At 68.1% G+C, this 21159-nt stretch carries 17 protein-coding genes; 5 read left to right on the top strand and 12 right to left on the bottom strand.

The features are described 5' to 3' along the window. Position 1: 1 nt before the first annotated feature. From AC1DP9_RS03295 to AC1DP9_RS03285, 3 genes are read left to right on the top strand one after another with little or no spacing between them, the layout of a single operon-like run. Positions 2–2119, top strand: coding sequence for an acetate--CoA ligase family protein (locus AC1DP9_RS03295; protein ID WP_477106598.1), 2118 nt, complete (start codon positions 2–4; stop codon positions 2117–2119). After that, positions 2116–3537 (top strand): acetyl-CoA carboxylase biotin carboxylase subunit, encoded by a 1422-nt coding sequence (locus tag AC1DP9_RS03290; protein WP_477106597.1) that lies wholly within the window; start codon positions 2116–2118, stop codon positions 3535–3537. The genes AC1DP9_RS03295 and AC1DP9_RS03290 overlap by 4 nt, the downstream gene beginning before the upstream one ends. Beyond that, entirely contained in the window at positions 3537–3749 is a 213-nt protein-coding gene (locus AC1DP9_RS03285) for an acyl-CoA carboxylase biotin carboxyl carrier protein subunit (protein ID WP_092301205.1), read from the top strand. Before AC1DP9_RS03290 ends, AC1DP9_RS03285 begins: the two co-directional genes overlap by 1 nt. Before the next feature lie 21 nt (positions 3750–3770). Here AC1DP9_RS03285 and AC1DP9_RS03280 read toward each other — a convergent pair whose 3' ends face one another. The 6 genes from AC1DP9_RS03280 to AC1DP9_RS03255 form a co-directional block, all read right to left on the bottom strand. After that, entirely contained in the window at positions 3771–4709 is a 939-nt protein-coding gene (locus tag AC1DP9_RS03280; protein ID WP_477106908.1) for a tripartite tricarboxylate transporter substrate binding protein, read from the bottom strand. A gap of 78 nt (positions 4710–4787) precedes the next feature. Next, positions 4788–6119 (bottom strand): phosphopyruvate hydratase, encoded by a 1332-nt coding sequence (gene eno / locus AC1DP9_RS03275; RefSeq protein WP_477106596.1) that lies wholly within the window; start codon positions 6117–6119, stop codon positions 4788–4790. 25 nt (positions 6120–6144) lie between these two features. Continuing rightward, positions 6145–7563: a pyruvate kinase gene (pyk, locus tag AC1DP9_RS03270; protein WP_477106595.1), complete on the bottom strand. Its 1419-nt coding sequence runs from the start codon at positions 7561–7563 to the stop codon at positions 6145–6147. A 13-nt stretch (positions 7564–7576) separates the two neighbouring features. Continuing rightward, the gene (locus tag AC1DP9_RS03265; RefSeq protein ID WP_477106594.1) at positions 7577–8869 is read right to left on the bottom strand and encodes a glycerate kinase type-2 family protein; all 1293 of its coding nucleotides are present in this window, start codon (positions 8867–8869) and stop codon (positions 7577–7579) included. A gap of 22 nt (positions 8870–8891) precedes the next feature. Next, complete coding sequence (locus AC1DP9_RS03260; protein ID WP_092301217.1) at positions 8892–10256, bottom strand: dicarboxylate/amino acid:cation symporter; 1365 nt, start codon at positions 10254–10256, stop codon at positions 8892–8894. Between the two features lie 144 nt (positions 10257–10400). After that, on the bottom strand, positions 10401–11489 hold the full coding sequence (locus tag AC1DP9_RS03255; protein WP_092301220.1) for a tartrate dehydrogenase: 1089 nt from the start codon (positions 11487–11489) through the stop codon (positions 10401–10403). A 116-nt stretch (positions 11490–11605) separates the two neighbouring features. Between AC1DP9_RS03255 and AC1DP9_RS03250 the strand changes: the two genes are divergently transcribed. After that, positions 11606–12529, top strand: a complete 924-nt coding sequence (locus AC1DP9_RS03250; RefSeq protein ID WP_144195318.1) for a LysR family transcriptional regulator — start codon at positions 11606–11608, stop codon at positions 12527–12529. Positions 12530–12543: 14 nt separating this feature from the next. Here the strand turns inward: AC1DP9_RS03250 and AC1DP9_RS03245 are convergent, their stop codons facing one another. The 5 genes from AC1DP9_RS03245 to AC1DP9_RS03225 all read right to left on the bottom strand — a co-directional run bounded on the left by AC1DP9_RS03245 (position 12544) and on the right by AC1DP9_RS03225 (position 17290). Beyond that, positions 12544–13647, bottom strand: a complete 1104-nt coding sequence (locus AC1DP9_RS03245; RefSeq protein WP_441590959.1) for an NAD(P)H-dependent flavin oxidoreductase — start codon at positions 13645–13647, stop codon at positions 12544–12546. A gap of 14 nt (positions 13648–13661) precedes the next feature. Beyond that, positions 13662–14570 (bottom strand): LysR substrate-binding domain-containing protein, encoded by a 909-nt coding sequence (locus AC1DP9_RS03240; protein ID WP_477106593.1) that lies wholly within the window; start codon positions 14568–14570, stop codon positions 13662–13664. 91 nt (positions 14571–14661) lie between these two features. Next, the gene (locus tag AC1DP9_RS03235) at positions 14662–15369 is read right to left on the bottom strand and encodes an SDR family NAD(P)-dependent oxidoreductase (protein WP_441590956.1); all 708 of its coding nucleotides are present in this window, start codon (positions 15367–15369) and stop codon (positions 14662–14664) included. 247 nt (positions 15370–15616) lie between these two features. Beyond that, positions 15617–16669 carry an alpha/beta fold hydrolase gene (locus AC1DP9_RS03230; protein WP_441590954.1) on the bottom strand — a complete coding sequence of 351 codons (1053 nt, stop codon included), beginning with the start codon at positions 16667–16669 and terminating at the stop codon, positions 15617–15619. Positions 16670–16816: 147 nt separating this feature from the next. Then, entirely contained in the window at positions 16817–17290 is a 474-nt protein-coding gene (locus AC1DP9_RS03225) for an aminoacyl-tRNA deacylase (protein ID WP_477106592.1), read from the bottom strand. Between the two features lie 289 nt (positions 17291–17579). On the opposite strand from AC1DP9_RS03225, the gene katG reads away from it, so the two are divergent. Continuing rightward, complete coding sequence (katG, locus tag AC1DP9_RS03220; protein WP_477106591.1) at positions 17580–19832, top strand: catalase/peroxidase HPI; 2253 nt, start codon at positions 17580–17582, stop codon at positions 19830–19832. Between the two features lie 39 nt (positions 19833–19871). Here katG and AC1DP9_RS03215 read toward each other — a convergent pair whose 3' ends face one another. Then, the gene (locus tag AC1DP9_RS03215; RefSeq protein ID WP_477106907.1) at positions 19872–20810 is read right to left on the bottom strand and encodes a VirK/YbjX family protein; all 939 of its coding nucleotides are present in this window, start codon (positions 20808–20810) and stop codon (positions 19872–19874) included. Positions 20811–21159: the final 349 nt, after the last annotated feature.

Here is a 21159-nt window from a genome sequence, read left to right as displayed (position 1 = left end):
GATGGCGGATACCAAGGAGCAAGCTTCGTTGTTGTCATTGCTGGCGCCGCGCTCGGTGGCGGTGCTGGGCGCGTCCGACAACCCGATCAAGGCCGGCGGCCGGCCCATCGACTATATGCGGCGCCACGGCTACGCCGGGCGCATCTACCCGGTCAACCCCAAGCGGGCCGAGATCCAGGGCCTGGCGGCTTACCCCGACCTGGCCGCGCTGCCGGACTCGCCCGATGTGGTCGTCATCAGCGTGGCCGGTACCGAGGCCGAGCAGGCCATCGAGCAATGCATCGCGGTGGGGGCCAAGGGCGCGGTGATCTACTCGTCTGGTTTTGCCGAACTGGGCGAGGCCGGCGCGGCGCAGCAGCAGCGGCTGGTGGCGCGGGCCCGCGCCGGCGGCTTGCGGCTGTTCGGGCCGAACACGCAGGGCGTGGCCAACTTCGCCACCGGCGCCGTGCTGCATTTCTCGACCATGATCAACGAGGAAGCGCCGCAGGACGGCCCGGTGGCCATCGTCAGCCAGAGCGGCGCGGGATCGTCCATCGTCTATGGCGGGCTGCGTCGCAAGGGCATTGGCGTGCGCTATATGGTGGCCACAGGCAACGAGGCCGACGTGACCGCCGCCGAAACGCTGCGCGCGATTGCCGAGGACGACGCCGTGCGCGTGATGCTGCTGTACGTGGAATCCCTGCGCGACCCCGACGTGCTGGCGCAGGCCGCACGCATCGCCCATGCGCGCGATGTGCCGATCCTCGCCGTCAAGGCCGGCCGGACCCGCGCCGGGCAACTGACCGCCAGCTCCCACACCGGGGCGATGGCCGGCGAGGACGCGCTGGCCGATGCCTTCCTGCGCCAGCACGGCATCCTGCGCGTGAACGATTTCCGGGAGTTGTCCGAGTACGCGCAGATCTTCGCGGGCGGCCAGCGGCCGCGTGGCCGCAAGGTGGTGGCGATCAGCAACTCGGGCGCCACCTGCGTGCTGGCGGCGGACGCGGCGGAGTCCCACGGGCTGGACCTGTGCCAGTTCGACGAACCCGGCACCGCCGCGCTGCGCGCCGTGCTGCCCGGCTATGTCTCGGCGCGCAACCCCATCGACATGACCACGGCGCTGCTCGGCCAGCCGCAGATCTATGGCCAGACGCTCGACGCCGTGGCGGCCCAGCGGCAGGCCGACCTGATCTTCGTCGGCTTTCCGATTGGCGGCGAAGGCTACGACTTCGACGATTTCTCCGCACAGACCGGGCGCTTTGCTTCGGCCAGCGGCGTGCCGGTGGCGGTCAGCGCCAATCAGGAGTGGGTGGCGCAGGCGTTCCGCGCGCAGGGCGTGCCGGTATTCGACAGCGAGCGGTCCGCCATGCAGGCGCTGGCTTTGCTGGCCGAATATGGCGAACGCCGCGAGGCGGCGCTGGCCGCGCCCTTGCCGGCTGGCGTGCCGGCAGGAGTACTGACGCACGCGGCTCCTGCCCAGGCGCTCGATGAAGTCCGCAGCCTGGCCGAACTCGCGGCGGCGGGCCTGCCCGTGGTGGCGCACCGGCTCTGCCACAGCGCCGACGACGTGCGCCGTGCCGTGTCCGAACTGGGCGCGCCGGTGGTGGCCAAGGGCGTGTCCCCGGACATCACGCACAAGTCCGAGCACGGGCTGGTGAAGCTGAACCTGTCCGGCGAGGCCGCCGCCGTGGCCGCCTTCGACGAGATCGACCAGATCCTGCACAGGATGGAAGTCCGCCACGGCGGCGTGCTGCTGGCGCGCCAGCAACGCGGCGCGTTCGAACTGGCCGTGGGCGCCCATATCGATCCGGCCTACGGCCCGGTGGTGATGGTCGGGCAGGGTGGCGTGCTGGTGGAAGCGCTGCAGGACGTGCAATTCCTCGTCGCGCCGTTCACGGCCAGTCAGGCGCGGGCCGCCATCGGCCGGCTGCGCATCGCCCCGGCGTTCGCCGCGCTGCGCGGCATGGAAGCGGTGGACCTCGACCAACTGGCCGACATGCTGGTCCGTCTGGGCGACTGGATGGTCGCGGCGCGCGGCACGGTGCATTCGGTCGATGCCAACCCGGTGATCGTCGCCCGTGGGGCGGTGGCGCCGGTGCTGGTCGATGCGGTGGTGATCCGCGCAGGAGAGACGGCATGAACGACACCATCAAGGTCCGCACGCTGCGCCGCGTGCTGGTGGCCAACCGGGGCGCCGTGGCGGCGCGCGTGATCCGCGCGCTGCGCCAGCTCGGCATCGCCTCGGTGGCGGTCTACTCGGACGCCGACGCCGGCTTGCCCTACCTGCGCGAGGCCGATATGGCCGTGCGCATCGGCGAGGCGGCGCCGCTGGACAGCTATCTGCATCAGCAAAAGCTGCTCGATGTCGCCCGGGAGACCGGCGCGGACGGCGTGCACCCCGGCTATGGCTTCCTGTCGGAAAACGCCGACTTCGCCGAACGGGTGGAGGCGGCCGGGCTCTGCTTTATCGGCCCGTCGCCCGCCTGGATCCGCCGTCTGGGCCACAAGACGCAGGCGCGCGACTTCATGGCCGGCCACGGCATGCCGATGGCGCCGAGTTCCGGCGTGCTGCCGGACGACATGGCTGTCGTGGCTGCCGCCGCCGCGCAGATCGGCTACCCGGTGCTGATCAAGCCGGCTGGCGGTGGCGGGGGCATCGGCATGCTGCCGGTGCGCGATGCGCAAGGGCTGGCCGCCGCCTGGCAGCAGGCCCGCTCGGTGGCGCAGCGCAGCTTCGGGCAGGCGGAGCTGTATCTGGAAAAGCTGATGGAGCAGCCGCGCCACATCGAATTCCAGGTCTTGGCGGACCGTTACGGCGGCGTGCGCATTGTTGGCGAGCGTGACTGCTCGGTGCAGCGCCGTCACCAGAAAGTGTTGGAAGAAGCCCCCGCGCCGGGCTTGTCGGGCGAGGCGGTGGCCGCCATGCGCGAGCGGCTGGCCACGCTGCTGGGCCACGTCGGCTACGACGTGATCGGCACCGTGGAGATGCTGCACACACCCGAGACCGGCTTTGTCTTCCTGGAGATGAATACGCGGCTCCAGGTCGAGCACGCGGTGACCGAGCAGGTGACCGGCATCGACATCGTGGCCGCGCAGGTCCGGCTGGCCTGCGGCGAGCGGATCGACGCCGTGCTGCCGGCCCCCACGCGCCAGCAGGGCCACGCCATCGAGGCCCGCGTCTACGCCGAAGACCCGGTGCGCTTCTTCCCGTCGCCGGGGCCGCTGGACACCTTCGTGCCGCCGCAGGCGCCCGGCATCCGCGTGGAGACCGGCTACGCGCAGGGCCAGCGCGTGACGCCGTACTACGACCCGATGATCGCCAAGGTCATCGCCACCGGCAGCGACCGCGCCGACGCCATCCGGCGCCTGCGTGCCGCGCTGGAGGCGTTCCAGATTGCCGGGGTCAAAACCAACCTGCCGTTCCTGCTGCGCGTGCTGGCCCACCCCGATTTCGCCGATGCCCGCATCGACACGGCCCTGACCCAGCGCGTGCTGGCCACGCCGCTCCAGACGCCTACGCCGAAGCAACCCGAAACCCTTACCGAAAGAGCAGCCTGATGCCCCAGATCGACGCCGCAGTCAGCGGCCATGTGTCCTCCATCGCCATCGAAGCCGGCGCCACCATCTCCGCCGGGGATGTCCTGATGATCATCGAGTCGATGAAGATGGAGATCCCGCTGGAGGCCGAGGCGGATGGCGTGGTCAAGGCCATCCTGGTCCAGCCCGGCGACGCCGTGACCGAGGGCCAGCCGGTGGTGGAGGTCGAGTAACGCGCCAAGGCTCCGGGGGCCTTACTCGATCGTCACCTTGCCATCCTTGACCAGCTTGGCGAACTTGGCGGTCTCGTCGTCGATGCGCTTGGCGAACGCTGCCGAATCGCTGGGCATCGGCTCGGCGCCGGCGGCCAGCATGCGCTGCTGGAAGTCCGGCGAATTGACGATTTCCACGATCTTCGCGCTGAGCTGGGCGACGATGGGCTTGGGCGTGGCCGCCGGCGCCAGGATGCCGAACCACGTGCCGATATCGAAGCCCTTCAGGCCGGCTTCTTCCATCGTCGGCACGTCCGGCAGCACGCTGGAACGCTTGGCCGTGGTCACGGCCAGCGCGCGCAGCTTGCCGGCCTTGATGTGCGGCAGCACCGGGGTCAGCGTGTCGAAGGACATCGTCACCTGTCCGCCCAGCAGGTCGGTAGTCAGCGGGCCGCTGCCCTTATAGGGCACGTGCAGCAGCGGGGCGCCCGTGGCGGTCTGGAACTGCGTGCCGATCAGGTGCTGGGCGGTGCCGTTGCCGTTGGAGCCGTAGGCGAACTCGGTGGGCGACTTCTTGGCCAGCGCCACCAGCTCGGCCACGGTCTTGGCCGGGGTCTTGGCGGGATTGATCACCAGCACATTGGGCACCATCGCCACGGTGGCGATCGGCGCCAGGTCTTTCTGGAAGTTGTACGGCAGCTTCTTGTAGACGCTGGTGGCGATGGTGTGGTGGACGGCACCCATCAACAGCGTGTAGCCGTCCGGGCGGGCCTTGGCCACGTAGTCCGCGCCCAGCGTGGCGCCGGCGCCGGGCCGGTTCTCCACGATCACGGGCTGGCCCAGCTTCTTGGAAAGCTGGTCGCCGATGGCGCGCGCGAGTACGTCGGTGGTGCCACCGGAGGGGAACGGCACGATCAGGCTGATCGGCTTGGTCGGCCATTCCTGCGCCACGCACAGGGCGGAGGCCCCGGCGCCCAGCATCAGCAGCGCGGCACGGAGGAAGCGGGGAAGCGTTTGGGAAGTCGGCATGGTCTGTCTCCTGTATTTATGATTTGTGATTTATTGCTCACTAATAGCGAGATCACTCGCTGACTGCAACACCTGCAAACCCGGTACGCGCAGCGCGGCGCGTCCCGCGAAGGTGGCCGCGCAGCCCAGTTCCGCCTCGATATAGAGCAGGCGGTTGTACTTGGCCACGCGGTCGGAGCGGCACAGCGAGCCGGTCTTGATCTGCGTGGCCGCCGTGCAGACGCTGAGGTCGGCAATGGTCGTGTCCTCGGTCTCGCCGGAGCGATGCGAGATGACCGAGGCGTAGCCGGCCGCCTCCGCCATGTCGATGGCGTTCAGCGTCTCGGTCAGCGTGCCGATCTGGTTGGGCTTGATCAGGATCGCGTTGGCGGCCCCGCAGTCGATGCCCTGCCGCAGGATCGCCGTGTTGGTGACGAAGAGGTCGTCGCCCACCAGCTGCACGCGCTGGCCCAGCCGCTCGGTCAGCAACTGCCAGCCGGCCCAGTCGCCCTCGGCCATGCCGTCCTCGATGGTGACGATGGGGTACTGATCGACCCACTTGGCCAGCAGGTCGACAAAACCGTCCGCCGAATAGGACCGGCCTTCGGACTGCAACTCGTACCGCCCGTCGCGATGGAACTCCGAACTGGCGACGTCCAGCCCCAGCGCGATGTCCCGCCCGGCCTGGAACCCGGCCTGTTCGATGGCGCGCAGGATGATCTCCAGCGCGTGCTCGTTCGAGGCGAGGTCCGGCGCGAAGCCACCTTCGTCGCCCACGGCGGTGGAAAGCCCCTGCGCCTTGAGCACCGCCTTGAGCGTGTGGAAGATCTCCGCGCCCCAGCGCAGGGATTCGGAGAACGACGGGGCGCCCACCGGCAGGATCATGAACTCCTGCATGTCCACGCTGTTGTCGGCATGGGCCCCGCCATTGATGATGTTCATCATCGGCAGCGGCAGGCGGGCGTCGCGGCGCTGGCCTCCGATGGTCCGATAAAGCGGCACGCCGGCCGAGGCCGCCGCCGCCTTCGCCGTGGCCAGCGACACCGCCAGCAGCGCGTTGGCGCCGAGCCGGGACTTCTCCGGCGTGCCGTCGAGCCGGATCAGGCAGTCGTCCACCGCCGCCTGGTCTGCCGCGGGCATGCCGGCCAGCGTGCGGGCGATATCGACGTCGATATGGGCCACGGCCTTGCGCACGCCCTTGCCGAAGTAGCGCCGGGGGTCGCCGTCGCGCAGCTCCAGCGCCTCGCGGGCGCCGGTGGAGGCGCCCGACGGCGCCGCTGCAAAGCCTTGCGAGCCGTCCGACAGCCGCACCTGCGCCGCCACGGTGGGGTTGCCGCGCGAGTCGAGGATCTCGTAGCCGCGAATGTCCTGGATGATGGGCATGGGGGGTTCCTAACGAAATAGCAACTTACTGGACCTGCGCGATTCGCAGCAGATTGGTGGTGCCGGCTACCGCGAAGGGCAGCCCGGCGGAAATCACGATCGAGTCGCCGGCCGCGCCGAAGCCCTCCTTGCGCACGGTCTGGCTGGCCAATTCGGTCATCTCGACCACATCGACCACCTCGTGGCACAGCACCGCGTGTACGCCCCAGGCCAGCGCCAGCCGGCGCGCGGTGGCCATGCGGGGGGTCATGCCGAGGATGGGCACCTCGGGGCGCTCGCGCGCCATGCGCAGCGCCGAGTAGCCGGAACTGGTGTAGGCCACCGTCGCCGGGGACTTCAGCAGCCCGGCCACATGGCGCACCGCCAGCCCGATGGCGTCGGCGGCCTCCGCGCGCGGCGGGGTGTGGGAGGCCTGGATGGCATCGTGATAGAGCGGGTCCGACTCGGTGCGCGAGATGATGCTGTTCATCATCCGCACGGCCTCCACCGGATACCTGCCCGAGGCCGATTCGGCAGACAGCATCACCGCATCGGCGCCGTCGTACACGGCCGTGGCGACGTCCGAGGCCTCCGCGCGGGTCGGCACCGGCGAGGCGATCATCGATTCCAGCATCTGCGTGGCCACGATCACCGGCTTGCCGGCCTTGCGGCAGGCCCGCAGGATCTGCTTCTGCAGCGAGGGCACCAGCTCGGCCGGCATCTCCACGCCAAGGTCGCCGCGCGCCACCATCACGGCATCCGATTCGGCGACGATGGCCTCCAGGCTCTGGATGGCCGCCGGCTTCTCCAGCTTGGCGACGATGCCCGCGCGGTCCTTGACGATGTCCTTGATCTCCAGGATGTCCTCGGGCCGCTGCACGAAGGACAGGGCGATCCAGTCCACGCCGAGCGTCAGGCCGAACTCCAGGTCGCGCCGGTCCTTCTCGGTCATGGCCGACAGGGGCAGCACCACGCCGGGCACGTTGACGCCCTTGCGGTCGGACAGCGTCCCGCCATTGACCACGGTGGTCTCGGCGAAGTCCTTGCCGCAGCGCTCCACGCGCAGGCGGATCTTGCCGTCATCGAGCAGCAACTCGGTCCCTTCCTGCAGCGCTGCGAAGATTTCCGGGTGGGGCAGGCTGACCCGGCTGGCGGTGCCGGCCACGCTGGCGTCGAGGTCGAGCCGGAAGCTGGCGTCGGCGGCCAGCTGGATCGGGCCATCGGCAAACGTGCCGATGCGCAGCTTGGGGCCTTGCAGGTCCAGCAGCACGCCGATGGGGCGGCCCCGGTCCCGTTCCACGGCGCGGATGGTGTCCAGCCGCTGCTTGTGGTCGGCGTGGCTGCCGTGGCTGAAGTTGAGCCGGAAAACGTCGGCGCCGGCTTCGAACAGCGCGTCGATGACTTCCGGCGACGTGCTCGCGGGGCCCAGTGTGGCCACGATCTTGGCATTGCGGGTGCGTCTCATCTTGTTACTCCATTCACCGCGCGATCAGGATGGCGCGGAAGTCATTGACATTGGTCAAGGTCGGCCCGGTGACAACCGCATCGCCGAGCGCCTCGAAGAAACCGTGGCCATCGTTGGCCGCCAGCGCGTCCTGCGGGCGGATGCCGAGTTGCCAGGCGCGCGCCAGCGTGTCCGGGCCGGCCAGCGCGCCGGCGATTTCCTCCTGGCCGTCCACGCCATCGGTATCGCCCGCAATGGCATGCACGCCCGGTTCGCCACGCAGCGTCAGCGCCAGCGAGAGCAGGTATTCCACATTCCGCCCGCCGCGCCCGTTGCCGCGCACGGTGACGGTGGTCTCGCCGCCCGAGAGCAGCACGCAGGGCGCCGTGAACGGCTGGCCGTGCCGCGCCACCTCCAGCGCCAGACCGCCCATGACCTTGCCGACATCGCGCGCCTCGCCCTCGATGGCATCGCCCAGGAGGTAGGCGCGCAGCCCGGCGCGGCGCGCCACGGCGGCGGCGGCTTCCAGCGCCAGCCGGGGCGTGGCGATCAGCGTGGTGTCGATCGGCGGCAGGCGGGTATCGCCGGGTTTGATGGACTCGGACGCGTCCGAATCGAGCACGGCCAGCACATGCGGCGGCACGTCGATGCCGTAGCGCCGGACGATGGCCAGCGCGTCGGCCCGGGTGGTCGGGTCCGGCACGGTGGGGCCGGAGGCGATGTCGATCGGGTCATCGCCGGGCACATCGGACAGCAGCAGGTTGCAGACCCGCGCCGGATGGCAGGCCGCTGCCAGCCGCCCGCCCTTGATCGCCGACAGGTGCCGGCGCACGGTGTTCATCTCGGTGATGGTCGCGCCGGACTTCAGCAGCGACTGGTTGACCGCCTGCTTGTCCGCGAGCGACATGCCGGCCAGCGGCAGCGGCAGCAGCGCGGAGCCGCCGCCCGAGATCAGGCAGATGACGAGGTCGTCCTCGGTCAGCCCGGACACCCGTTCCAGCATGCGCTGCGCGGCGTGGAAGCCGGCGGCGTCCGGCACCGGATGGGCGGCCTCGACGATCTCGATGCGCGCGCACTCCACCCCGTAGCCGTAGCGCGTGACCACCAGCCCTTCCAGCCCCTTCGGTCCCTCCAGCGGGTGCGGCCAGGCATCTTCCAGCGCGCGGGCCATGGCCGCCGAGGCTTTGCCAGCCCCGATCACGATGGTCCGGCCAGGAGACGGTGGCGGCGGGGGCAGGTGGGCGGCCAGCGTGCGCGCGGGCTGGGCGGCGTGGATGGCCGCCTGGAACATCTCGCGGAGCAGTTGGCGGGCCTGGGGGGTGTCCATGGCGGGGCTCGGGGTCATCGGATCAATGGAGGAGCGAGGCATGGGCATCGCCGATGCGGGCCAGCCGGGCGCCGACTGTGGAGGTAGCCGGCTCGGGCTGGTCAGGGATCAGCGCGTCGGGGTCATCGGACAGCTTGCCGTCCAGCGCGTCCTGCAACTGCTGCTGATCCACCGCGCCCACCCAGCGGGCGATGGCGACCGTGCCCACGGCATTGCCGATGGTGTTGGTAATGGCGCGCGCCTCGGACATGAAGCGGTCCACGCCGAGCAGCAGCACCATGCCGGCCACCGGGATCGTGCCCAGCGAGGCCAGCGTCGCCGCCAGCGTGATAAAGCCGGAGCCGGTGACGCCGGCGGAGCCCTTCGAGGTCAGCAGCAGCACCCCCAGCACCACGAACTGGTCGGTCAGCGAGAGCGGCGTGTTGGTGGCCTGGGCGATGAAGATGGCGGCCATGGTGTAGTAGATGCACTGGCCGTCCGGGTTGAAGGTCAGCCCGGCGGGCACCACCAGCCCGACTACCGGCTTGGACACCCCGGCCTTCTCCAGCTTGCCCATCAGCTGCGGCACCACGGATTCGGACGAACTGGTGCCCAGCACCGTGAACAGCTCGTCGCGGATATAGCGCAGGAACTTCCACAGGCTGAAGCCGGAGAGCCGTGCCACGCCGTTCAGCACGATGGCCACGAACAGGAAGCACGTGATGTACATCGTCCCCATCAGCTTGCCGAGCGAGACCACCGAGCCCAGCCCGTACTTGCCGACCGTGAAGGCCATGGCGCCGAAGGCGGCCAGCGGGGCCAGCCGCATGACCATGCCGACCACGCTGAAGATGCCGTGTACGAAGGAATCGAGGAAATCGACCACCGGCTTGGCGCGGGGGCCGATATGGGACAGGGCGATGCCGAACAGCGTGGCGAAGACCAGGATCTGCAGGATGTCGTTGCGGGCCAGCGCGTCGATGATGCTGGTCGGCACCAGGTTCATCAGGAAATCGATAAACGAATGTGACTTTTCAGCCGCATGGGTGTAGGTGGCGATGGCCTTGGTGTCGAGGTGCGCCGGGTCGATATTCATGCCGCGCCCCGGCTGCACCAGATTCACCACGATCAGCCCGAGCACCAGCGCGAAAGTCGACAGCAGTTCGAAGTACAGCAGCGCGCGCACGCCCACGCGCCCCAGCTCCTTCATGTTCTCCATGCGGGCGATGCCCAGCACCACGGTGGCGAAGATGATCGGCGCGAAGACCATCTTGATGAGCTTGATAAATACGTCGCCGAGCGGCTTGAGGTCGCTGCCGAGTTGGGGTGCCCAGACACCCAGTGCCACACCGGCGGCAACGCCGATCAACACCTGGACGTAGAGCTTTCCCAGTAGCTTTCGAATCATGGCTGTCTCCTGCACATTCGAATCTGGCGCGCCTGCGGACCGGCTCTGATGGCCGTTTTTTAGCGTCCGCAGGGCAGCGCGAGCCGCGATCCGGCTCGCAAGGGCCGCCCAGCCAAATGCCGGGACGGCGAGGGGGCGGGAGGGTTAAGCCGCCTTGGCCTGCTTGTTGGCGGCCAGGTAGTCGCAGACCGCCTTGGTCACCTGGACCGTGGTGGCCTTGCCGCCGAGGTCGCCGGTGTGGAGGGCCGGGTTGGCGGTCACGGCCTCGATGGCGGCCATCACGCGCTTGGCGGCGGCGTCTTCGCCCAGGTGTTCGAGCAGCATCACCACGGACCAGAAGGTGCCCACCGGATTGGCGAGGCCCTTGCCCATGATGTCGAAGGCGGAACCGTGGATCGGCTCGAACATCGACGGGTAGCGGCGTTCCGGGTCGATATTGCCGGTGGGCGCGATGCCGAGGCTGCCGGCCAGCGCGGCGGCGAGGTCGCTCAGGATGTCAGCGTGGAGGTTGGTGGCGACGATGGTGTCCAGCGTCTTCGGGCGGTTGACCATGCGCGCGGTGGCGGCATCGACCAGTTCCTTGTCCCAGGTCACGTCCGGGAAGTCCTTGGCGACTTCCACGGCCACCTCGTCCCACATCACCATGGCGTGGCGCTGGGCGTTGGACTTGGTGATCACGGTCAGCAGCTTGCGCGGACGCGATTGCGCCAGCTTGAAGGCGTAGCGCAGGATGCGCTCCACGCCCACGCGGGTCATCATCGACACATCGGTGGCCGCCTCGATCGGGTGGCCCTGGTGCACGCGGCCGCCTACGCCCGAGTACTCGCCTTCCGAGTTTTCACGCACGATCACCCAGTTCAGGTCTTCCGGGGCGCAGCGCTTGAGCGGGCCGTCGATGCCGGGCAGGATGCGCGTCGGGCGCACGTTGGCGTACTGGTCGAAGCCCTGGCAGATCTTCAGGCGCAGGCCCCACAGCGTGATGTGGTCGGGAATCTGGTTGTCGCCGGCCGAGCCGAACAGGATGGCGTCCTTGCCGCGCAGGGCGTCCAGGCCGTCGGCGGGCATCATCACGCCGTGCTGGCGGTAGTAGTCGCCGCCCCAGTCGAAGTTTTCGAATTCGAACTGGAAGCCGGCGCCACCGGCGGCCAGCGCTTCCATCACTTCACGGCCGGCGGGAACCACTTCCTTGCCAATGCCGTCACCGGGGATCGTGGCGATCTTGTACGTCTTCATCTTGTGTCTCCTGGTCAGAATCATCGCTGTAGTGCGTGGGACGGATTCTTGACCGTGGACGCGGTGTTGGATCGACGCTAAAGTTAAACCATCTTTAACCTGACATTAACAATGCCATGAGCGCGACGAGCGGCATTCAACCGTCCGAACTGGGCTTTTTCGCGGCGGTGGCCACGGCGGGCAGCCTGAGCGCGGCGGCGCGGGATCTTGGGATCTCGACGGCGGCGGTCAGCAAGCGGCTGGCCCAGATGGAGGCGCGCATCGGCATGCCGCTGCTGACGCGGACCACGCGCCGGATGGGGCTGACGCCCGAGGGGGAGGTGTTCCTGGAGCACGCGCGGCGCATCCTGGGCGAGATCGACGACCTGAGCCAGTTGCTGACCAGCGCCAAGGGGCGGCCGAGCGGCCTGCTGCGCGTGAACGCCACGCTGGGCTTTGGCCGCATGCATGTGGCGCCGGTCATCGCCGAGTACAGCCGGACCTACCCCGATGTCGATGTGCAACTCCAGCTGTCGGCGGATCCGCCGCCGCTGACGGAGGATGCCTTCGATGTCTGCGTGCGGTTCGGGGAGCCGCCCGACGCGCGGATCATCGCCAAATTCCTGGCCCCGAACCGGCGCCTGCTATGCGCCTCGCCCAAATACCTGCGCGAGCACGGCGTCCCGGCCACGCCGGGGGATCTGGCGCGGCACAACTGCATCGGCATCCGGCAGGGCAGCGATGCCTACGGGGTGTGGCGGCTGACCTCGGGCAAGGGCGCCAAGCAGCGCACCGAGGCGATCCATGTGCGTGGCAATTTGACGACCAATGACGGCGAAATCGCCGTGCAGTGGGCGCTGGAGGGCCATGGCATCGTGATGCGCGCCGAATGGGATATCGAGCGCTACCTGCGCAGCGGGCGGCTGGTGCAGGTGTTGCCGCACTACGCCACCCCCGAGGCGAACATCTATGCCGTCTACCAGCAACGGCACCAGTTGTCGTCGCGCATCCGCCTGTTCGTGGAGTTCCTCGGCTCGAAGTTCAGCGAGTTTGGAACCTGATCAGGCTTGCTTGACTACTCGATCGATGCCCGCAGGCTGCTCAACCGGTCCAGCGCCTGGCGCAATTCGGCGGTCAGTTCGGCGACCAGCGCGCCGGCGGGCAGGGCGCGGGCGAGCGGTACGGCCTGGCCGGCCCATTGTGCGGCGAACTCGCTGACCCCCTTGGCCTTGGCGGCGGCGTGGAGCGCCTTGCCGGCGTCGTAGGTGACGGGATAGTCGGGAATCGCGGGGGCGCCCGGCGCCACGCCGAGGGCCGTGAAGCGGCTGGTGAAGCCCCGCGCGGCGCGGCCGGAAATCGCCCGGGTCAGCGTGGTGGCGCGCGGCTCGGCGGCGGTCAGGGCGGCGCGGTAGGCGGCGTCTGCCGATGATTCATCGCACGCCACGAAGGCGGTGCCCAGTTGCGCGGCCTGCGCGCCCAGTGCCAGCGCGGCGGCAATGCCGGCGCCGTCCATGATGCCGCCGGCGGCGATCACCGGCAGGCTGGTACGTGTCACCAGCACCCGCACCAGCGCCAGCGTGCCCAGTCCTTCGTCATCGCCCTCCGGATCGAACACGCCACGGTGCCCGCCGGCCTCGATGCCCTGCGCGATGATGCCGTCGATGCCCGCCGCTTCGATCTGGCGCGCCTCCCGCAGCGAGGTGGCGCTGGCCAGCAGGAGGATGCCGGCGGCCCGCAGCGCGTCGATCTTCTCCTGCGCCGGCAGCCCGAAATGGAAGCTCACGACGGCCGGCTTTTCTTCCAGCAGCATCTGATACATCGCCTCGTCGGCCACGAAGCTCTTGTAGATCTCGCGCAGGCCGGCAGGCGGCGTGGCGCCGAATTCGGCGAACTGCGGCGTCAGGTATTGCAGCCAGGCGGCCTCCCGCGCCGCATCGGCCTGGGCCGGGGCGTGGCAGAACAAGTTGATATGGAAGGGCTTGGCGGTCAGCGCGCGGGTCTCGCGGATGACCTTGCGGGCGCCTTCGGCGTCCATCGCCCCAACGCCGAGCGAGCCCAGGCCGCCGGCTTCGGACACGGCGGCGGCCATGGCCGGCGTGCTGACGCCAGCCATCGGCGCCTGGATGATCGGCGTGGCGAGGTTGAGGAGGGAAACCAGATTGCGGGCGGCGGAGTTCATGGCTGGGCTTCAGGTTAGGTGGGCGATGAAGGGGATGGGCCTTGCTGCAGTTCCCGCAGGAACGCCGTGTAGGCCGAGGTGGCGAAGCCGGCGCGCTTCACCAGGAAAGTGTGGACGGTTCTGACCGGCACGGTCTGGAGGTGGGCCATTTCGCGATGCACCGCCAGCAGCGAGCGCGGCACGATGCCCACCGCCGACCCGGCGGCCACATAGGCCAGGATGGCGTGGTAGGACGGCAGGTCGATGACCGAGAGCCGGCGGCGCATATCGTCGCCCGCCTGCTCCAGCCAGTCTTCGGCACATTGGCGGTAGGTGCAGCCGCGCGCGAAGGCAGCCAGCTGGTGCAGTGTGACGTCCTGCGGCCGGCGCACCGGCGGGTGCGTGGCGGGCAGCACCAGCACCAGGTCCTCGGTATGCAGGTAGGTGCCGTCGAGGCCGTCGCCCATTTCGGTCAGGTCGATGTCGGCCGGCGCGCCCGTGCCCGGATGCGCCACCACGGCGCAGTCGAGCCGATGGCCGAGCACGGCATCGACCAGCGCCTGCGAGGTGCCCGTGGTCAGCTTCAACGCCACGTCCGGCCAGCGCGCGTGGAAGGCGCCGAGCGGGCGGGGCAGCAGCGTGGCCGCCGAGCTTTCCATCGAACCAAGCCGCAGCGGGCCGCTTGGCGCATCCGTGCGCATCGACTGCCGCGCCTCGTCGGCCAGCGCCAGCAGGCGGTCGGCATAGTCGAGCAGGCGGAGGCCTTCCGGGGTGAGCAACATCTTCTTGCTATCGCGCTGGAACAGGCTGACGCCGAGGCTCTCCTCGAGCTGCTTCACGCGGGTGGTCACGTTCGACTGCACCCGGTCGAGCCGCTTGGCGGCGCGTGTGATGCTTTGCTCACGCGCCACCGCCCGGAAGATCTCTAATTCTGCCAGTTCCACGATTTACGTTCTTCAAGCAAGAATGAAAGTAGATGAAGTATCGTGAATGAAGAACGTCAAGTCAAGGGAATGACTTGGGGTAACCAGCCGCTTAGTGGCCGGCGCTCTGGCCGCCATCGACGTGCAGGATCTCGCCCGTCACGAACGAGGCGCTTTCCAGGAACAGCACGGCTTCGGCAATATCGCCCATTTCGCCCATATGGCCCACCGGGTGCAGTGCGCCGAGTGCCTCATGGGTTTCCGGCGCATGCATCGGGGACTTGATGATGCCGGGCGACACGGCGTTCACGCGGATGCCGGTCTTGGCGTACTCGATGGCCAGGGACTTGGTGGCGGCGTTGATGCCACCCTTGGTCAGCGAGGCCAGCACCGACGGCACGCCGGCGATGGCGTGATCGACCAGGCTGGTGGTGATGCTGACCACGTGGCCGCTGCGCTGCTTTTCCATCTCGGCGATGGCCAGCTGGGTGATGTGGAAGAAGCCGGACAGGTTCACGTTGGTCACGGCGGCGTAGTCCTGCGCGGTGTACTGCGTGAACGGCTTGGCTACGAAGATGCCGGCGTTGTTGACCAGCGAGTCGATGCGGCCGAAGGCTTCCAGCGCCGTGGCCACCACGCGGCGGGCGGTGTCGGGGTCGCCGATGTCGCCGGGGACGATGGCGATATCGGGATCGTCGGTCGGCTTGATATTGCGCGCCGTGGCCACCACGCGGTAGCCGCGTGCACGGTAGGCCTTGACCAATTCGGCGCCGATGCCTTGGGATGCGCCAGTCACGATGACAACTTTTTGCGAGGACATTTCAGATTCTCCTGGTAGGGGTTCGGCGTGTTTGCCTTGGGCTCAAATCTAGTGGAGCCGGCCCCAACGAAGAAGGCATCGCCCACATCAACAGTTTTGCGTGGCGGGAACAAGTCGGGAGGACGGGCGGTGGAAGGCAAAAAAAAACGCGCGCCGGCGGGGAGCCGGACGCGCGCGCTTAGGGGAGCTTAGGGGGAGCTTAGGAGATCGAACTACTTGATGATGTCTGGCGCTGGGCGTTTAGCGCTTAGCGCTTGTCCACGTCCAGCACGGCCTGGGCGAAGGCCACCGGCGCTTCCTGCGGCAGGTTGTGGCCGATGCCGCCGGTCAGGTCGCGGTGCTCATAGCGGCCCGTGAACTTGCTGGCATAGGCGCTGGGCTTGGGGTGGGGCGCGCCGTTGGCGTCGCCTTCCATGGTGATGGTCGGGATGCTGATGGTCGGCGCGGTGGCCAGGCGCTTCTCGAGATCGTCGAACTTCGGCTCGCCCTTGACCAGGTCCTGCCGCCAGCGGTAGTTGTGGATGGTGATGGCCACGTGGTCGGGGTTGTCGAAGGCGGTGGCGCTGCGGTTGAACGTGGCATCGTCGAAATCCCACTTCGGCGACGCCAGCTTCCAGATCAGCTTGGCGAAGTCGTGCGTGTACTTCTGGTAGCCGGCCGCGCCACGGTCCGTGGCGAAGTAGAACTGGTACCACCATTGCAGCTCGGCTTCGGGCGGCAGCGGCACCTTGCCCGCCGCCTGGCTACCGATCAGGTAGCCGCTGACCGAGACCAGGCCCCGGCAACGGTCCGGCCACAGTGCGGCCATGATGTCGGCGGTACGCGCGCCCCAGTCGAAGCCGGCGACGACGGCGGTCTGGATCTTGAGGGCGTCCATCAGCGCGATCATGTCGGCGGCAATCGCCGACGGCTGGCCGTTGCGCATGGTGTCCGGCGAGAGGAAAGTGGTCGTCCCGTTGCCGCGCAGGTAGGGCATGATCACCCGGTAGCCGCGCGAGGCCAGCAGCGGCGCCACATCGACAAAGGCGTAGATGTCGTACGGCCAGCCGTGCAGCAGCAGGGCCACGGGGCCATTGGCCGGGCCGGCTTCGGCGTAGCCCACGTTGAGCACGCCGGCCTGGATCTGCTTGAGCGGAGCGAAGCTGGTGTGGCTGCCCGGCTTGGAGGCCGGCAGCGCGGCGGCCTTGGTGATGGCGGACTGCGCCTGGGCGGCCTGCGACAGCGTCAGTTGCGCGGCGGCCAGCGTTGCGGCGGCGGCGCCCAGGAAACCACGACGGGGCAAATCGATTTTTTCCGACATATTGTTCCTCTCTCCTCGGGTCAGTGATGAACTGACACGAAGTCTATGAGGCCATGGCAAGTGCCATGTGTCGGAATGCACGGTTTTTGTATCGCTGTGTATATGGCGATGCCTGACTGACACGCGGATGCAGAAACCGGGGCTCCCCTAGAGCCGTCGATGGGCGAAATGCCCGCGCCGGGCCCCGGCCATCAGGGCGGCGAACTGCTCGGTGCTCATGTGCACTACCTCGTCGCGGTCCCCGGCTTCGAAGTAGACATCGGGATGGGTCATCAGGCTGTCATCGAGCCAGGTCTGCGTGCCGTAGGCCATGCCGACCGGGGGCAGCGCGCCAGGGTCGCAGTCCCGGAACACCTCGTGCACGCCTTCCGTACGCGCCCGGGCCAGCTGGCGACCGGTCTGTTCGCAGATTTCCGAGAGTTTCAGGTGATGGGTGGCGGGGATCACGGCGGCGAGGTAGCCCCGGTTGTCCTCCAGCAGCACCGTGCGGGCCAGCCGGTCGCCGGGAATCGATATCGGCCGGGCTGGCGCCGCGCCATCGGGACTGCCGTGCCGGTGCACGGTCTCGAACTCGCTCTGCGTCTTGCTCAGGCACCTTGCGAGGGCGGTGGACATGGTCATGAGGGCAACCTCCGAGCGTGGGGCGCTACAGTTGTCTGGAGTACGGGAACTATAGGACAAGCGCCTGACGGCATTTGGTTGGGGCTAACCCGAGCATGGCGGGGGGCCGGGGAGGTGACCCGGGTGGCCCATAGCAAGCCGCTATCGCGACGATTGCAATCGTCACATTTGGTTGACGGCGGCTCTCAACTATATTTTGTGTGCGGCAGGCTTGCCGAGGCAGGCCCACGTGGAAGCGTCGACGCGGAAAGACTAGAACTAGCGTTGGGTACCCCCCAAAGGAGATCGCATGTCTTACGAAAAGTGTCCCTTCAACCATGCCGCCGGAGGCGGCACCACCAACAAGGACTGGTGGCCCCAGCAGTTGCGGCTGGATCTGCTCAGCCAGCACTCGGACAAGTCCAATCCCCTGGACAAGAGCTTCAACTATGCCGAGGCGTTCAAGACCCTCGACCTCGCCGCGGTCAAGAAAGACCTGACGGCACTGATGACCGACTCGCAGGACTGGTGGCCGGCGGACTTCGGTCACTACGGCGGGTTGTTCATCCGCATGGCCTGGCACAGCGCCGGCACCTACCGCATCGGCGATGGCCGGGGGGGTGGCGGGCGCGGCCAGCAACGGTTCGCCCCGCTCAACAGCTGGCCGGACAACGTGAGCCTGGACAAGGCGCGCCGGCTGCTCTGGCCGATCAAGCAGAAGTACGGGCAGAAGCTTTCCTGGGCGGACCTGATGATCCTGTCCGGCAACGTCGCCCTGGAAAGCATGGGATTCAAGACCTTCGGCTTCGCCGGGGGCCGCGAAGATACCTGGGAACCGGACCAGGACGTGTATTGGGGGAATGAAAAGACCTGGCTGGGCGGTGAAGTCCGCTATGGCAAGGGCGCGGCGGGCAAGGATGACGATGGTGGCGTGCTGGTGGCTGACGTCGAGAAGCACGGCCAGGAAGCCAGCCGGACCGATCCCGGCCGCTACCTCGAGAATCCGCTTGGCGCGGTGCAGATGGGCCTGATCTATGTCAATCCGGAAGGGCCCGACGGCAATCCGGACCCCATCGCCGCCGCGTATGACATCCGCGATACCTTCGGCCGGATGGCCATGGATGACGAGGAAACCGTGGCGCTGATCGCCGGCGGCCACAGCTTCGGCAAGACCCACGGCGCCGCGCACCCCGAGAACGTGGGCGACGAACCGGAGTCCGCCGAACTGGAACTGCAGGGTTTGGGCTGGCGCAACAAGTTCGGCACCGGCTGCGGCCCGGACACCATCACCAGCGGCCTGGAAGTCACCTGGTCGAATACGCCGACGCAGTGGGGGAACAGCTTCTTCGAGAACCTCTTCAACTTCGAATACGAGCTGACCAAGAGCCCGGCCGGCGCCAATCAGTGGATCGCCAAGGACGCCCCGGAGTCGGTGCCGCACGCCTATGACCCGGCCAAGAAGCTCAAGCCGACGATGCTGACCACGGACCTGTCGCTGCGCTTCGACCCCATCTACGAGAAGATCTCGCGGCGCTTCAAGGACGACCCGCAGGCGTTTGCCGATGCCTTCGCCCGTGCGTGGTTCAAGCTGACCCACCGCGACATGGGCCCGCGCGCGCGCTATCTCGGCCCGGAAGTTCCGGCCGAGGAACTGCTCTGGCAGGACCCGATCCCGCCGGTGGACCATCCGCTGGTCAATGACCAGGATGTGGCGGGGCTCAAGCAGAAGATCCTGGCTTCGGGGCTGTCGGTCTCGGAACTGGTGTCAACGGCCTGGGCTTCGGCGTCGACCTTCCGGGGCTCGGACAAGCGCGGTGGCGCCAACGGGGCGCGCATCCGCCTGGCGCCGCAGAAGGACTGGACGGCCAACAATCCGGATCAACTCGGCAAGGTGCTCAAGACGCTGGAAGGCATCCAGAGCGCGTTCAACGGTGCGCAGTCCGGCGGCAAAAAGATCTCGATGGCGGACCTGATCGTGCTGGCGGGCGGCGCCGGCATCGAGAAGGCGGCGGAGGCGGGCGGACAGAAACTGACCGTGCCGTTCACGCCGGGCCGCATGGATGCGTCGCAGGACAAGACTGACGTCCAGTCGGTGGGCGCCCTGGAGCCGAAGGCCGATGGCTTCCGCAACTACATCGACGCGAAGGTGCAAGCACCGGCCGAAGCCATGCTGATCGACAAGGCGCAACTGCTGACCCTCACCGCCCCGGAAATGACGGCGCTGATCGGCGGCCTGCGCGTGTTGAAGGTGCAGAGCGGCAAGGATGCCCACGGCGTGTTCACCGATCGCCCGGAAACGCTGACCAACGACTTCTTCCGCAACCTGCTCGATATGGGCGTGCAGTGGAAGCCGGTGTCACGGAATGTGTTCGAGGGTAGCGACAAGTCCGGCAAGGTCCGCTGGACCGGCACGCGCGTGGATCTGGTGTTCGGCTCGCACTCGCAGCTGCGGGCGCTGGCCGAGGTCTACGCCAGTGAAGACGGCAAGGAGAAGTTCGCCAAGGACTTCGTGGCGGCGTGGGTCAAGGTGATGAACCTGGACCGGTTTGACCTGAAGAAGTAAGGGGGGGAGGGCGCCGGACGGGAGTCCGGCGCCCCCGCCTCAGGCTGCCACGCCCACGGCAAGCCCCATCGATTCCGCCACCGCCGGCGTATTGGCGGCCTCGGCACCATCGACATCAAGCCACTGGCTGACCGCGCCCCGTACCGTCTGCGCCAGCGCCTGCTTGCGGCGCCAGGCGGAGCGCTTTTTCGAGGCGATTTCGGCGATGTCGCGCTCGGGTTGCCGCACGGGGATCTCGATATTGCCGGCGGCGTCTGGCGTGCCGTGGTACTCCATCCAGAATCCCTCGTAGTCGCACTGGATCTCGCGCGGCGTATGGCGCTGGCGGCCGACGTGATTCGCCCGGGACACCGCCGTCACGCGGCGCGCGCCAATATGGCCGGCGAAGGCCAGCAGCGCTTCCATGACCACGTCCTTGGGGCGCAGGCCCTCGCAGGCGCGCGTGGCGATGCGGATGCGCTCCCGGGCGGTCTCGCCCATCGTGCCCTGCAGGCCGCCGATGAACACCTCGGGGCCGGCCGGGCCCTGGCGCAGGTAGAAACTCAGTTGGGCGAGGCAGATGCCGGCTTCCTGGTCGATCCAGTAGAACGCCAGTTCGCCTTCCCTGGGATTGGGACCGGGATCGGCCAGGCGCAGCTGGTAGACGCCGTCCGCCGAGGTCCAGGTCAGGCCGCCTGACATATAGATACGGTCGCAGACGCAGGCCGGCACCATCGCGGCCATGACGGCGTAGTGCTCGATCATCAGCCGGGCGCGCTCGTAGAAACACAGGCCCAGCGCGCCGAGCGGGCGGAACGGCTTCTCCAGCACCAGCGGCCGGGCCGTGGCCACCCGCTGCAGCAGCACGCAGGACGCCGCTGCGCCCAACCACAGGCGGGCGGCATTGCCACGCGTGGCCGCCACGGCCAGCAGCCGCAGGCGTCGAGACAGCCACTTTCGGCTGCCCGACGGGTAACAGATCGACGACACCGAGGCCACGGCAGTCAAATATTTCAGATACCGGGCCGGAAAATGCTCAAAGCGTCCCGCTGCGTCGGCTTGGGAAAGCCCCCGCAAGGTCAAAAATGTTGCTTGCACGACTTAACGCTCCCCTGATTCACGCGCCGTTCCTTCGATGGGAACTGGCTGCGCATATGGCTTCCCTGTCCGCAACGCCCAAAATGAGCGCCAGGTATGGCTAGCCCGTCACTTTTTTCTTGTCGTGCGGGGTGTGCAGGCCAGCTCGTAATATTTCGTAACGCTTTGAAATATTGCCGGTTGACAGGGGGATACCCGGGGGATGCCTTCTTTTGGGGAATACCTCCGGCAATCCTCCTTCGGGGGGATG

Source organism: Cupriavidus sp. 01L43 (assembly GCF_056399925.1).
Note: the sequence above shows the minus strand (reverse complement) of the source record. Positions and strands in the feature narration are given on the sequence as shown.

What these genes read in the sequence shown, in the direction of transcription:
- AC1DP9_RS03245 (WP_441590959.1), bottom strand. Translation starts at nt 13,647, where the DNA reads ATGAACTCCGCCGCCCGCAATCTGGTTTCCCTCCTCAACCTCGCCACG.
- pyk (WP_477106595.1), bottom strand. Translation starts at nt 7,563, where the DNA reads ATGAGACGCACCCGCAATGCCAAGATCGTGGCCACACTGGGCCCCGCG.
- AC1DP9_RS03225 (WP_477106592.1), bottom strand. Translation starts at nt 17,290, where the DNA reads ATGACCATGTCCACCGCCCTCGCAAGGTGCCTGAGCAAGACGCAGAGC.
- AC1DP9_RS03255 (WP_092301220.1), bottom strand. Translation starts at nt 11,489, where the DNA reads ATGAAGACGTACAAGATCGCCACGATCCCCGGTGACGGCATTGGCAAG.
- AC1DP9_RS03295 (WP_477106598.1), top strand. Translation starts at nt 2, where the DNA reads ATGGCGGATACCAAGGAGCAAGCTTCGTTGTTGTCATTGCTGGCGCCG.
- AC1DP9_RS03250 (WP_144195318.1), top strand. Translation starts at nt 11,606, where the DNA reads ATGAGCGCGACGAGCGGCATTCAACCGTCCGAACTGGGCTTTTTCGCG.
- AC1DP9_RS03285 (WP_092301205.1), top strand. Translation starts at nt 3,537, where the DNA reads ATGCCCCAGATCGACGCCGCAGTCAGCGGCCATGTGTCCTCCATCGCC.
- AC1DP9_RS03265 (WP_477106594.1), bottom strand. Translation starts at nt 8,869, where the DNA reads ATGGACACCCCCCAGGCCCGCCAACTGCTCCGCGAGATGTTCCAGGCG.
- AC1DP9_RS03290 (WP_477106597.1), top strand. Translation starts at nt 2,116, where the DNA reads ATGAACGACACCATCAAGGTCCGCACGCTGCGCCGCGTGCTGGTGGCC.
- AC1DP9_RS03230 (WP_441590954.1), bottom strand. Translation starts at nt 16,669, where the DNA reads ATGTCGGAAAAAATCGATTTGCCCCGTCGTGGTTTCCTGGGCGCCGCC.
- eno (WP_477106596.1), bottom strand. Translation starts at nt 6,119, where the DNA reads ATGCCCATCATCCAGGACATTCGCGGCTACGAGATCCTCGACTCGCGC.
- AC1DP9_RS03280 (WP_477106908.1), bottom strand. Translation starts at nt 4,709, where the DNA reads ATGCTGGGCGCCGGGGCCTCCGCCCTGTGCGTGGCGCAGGAATGGCCG.
- katG (WP_477106591.1), top strand. Translation starts at nt 17,580, where the DNA reads ATGTCTTACGAAAAGTGTCCCTTCAACCATGCCGCCGGAGGCGGCACC.
- AC1DP9_RS03235 (WP_441590956.1), bottom strand. Translation starts at nt 15,369, where the DNA reads ATGTCCTCGCAAAAAGTTGTCATCGTGACTGGCGCATCCCAAGGCATC.
- AC1DP9_RS03260 (WP_092301217.1), bottom strand. Translation starts at nt 10,256, where the DNA reads ATGATTCGAAAGCTACTGGGAAAGCTCTACGTCCAGGTGTTGATCGGC.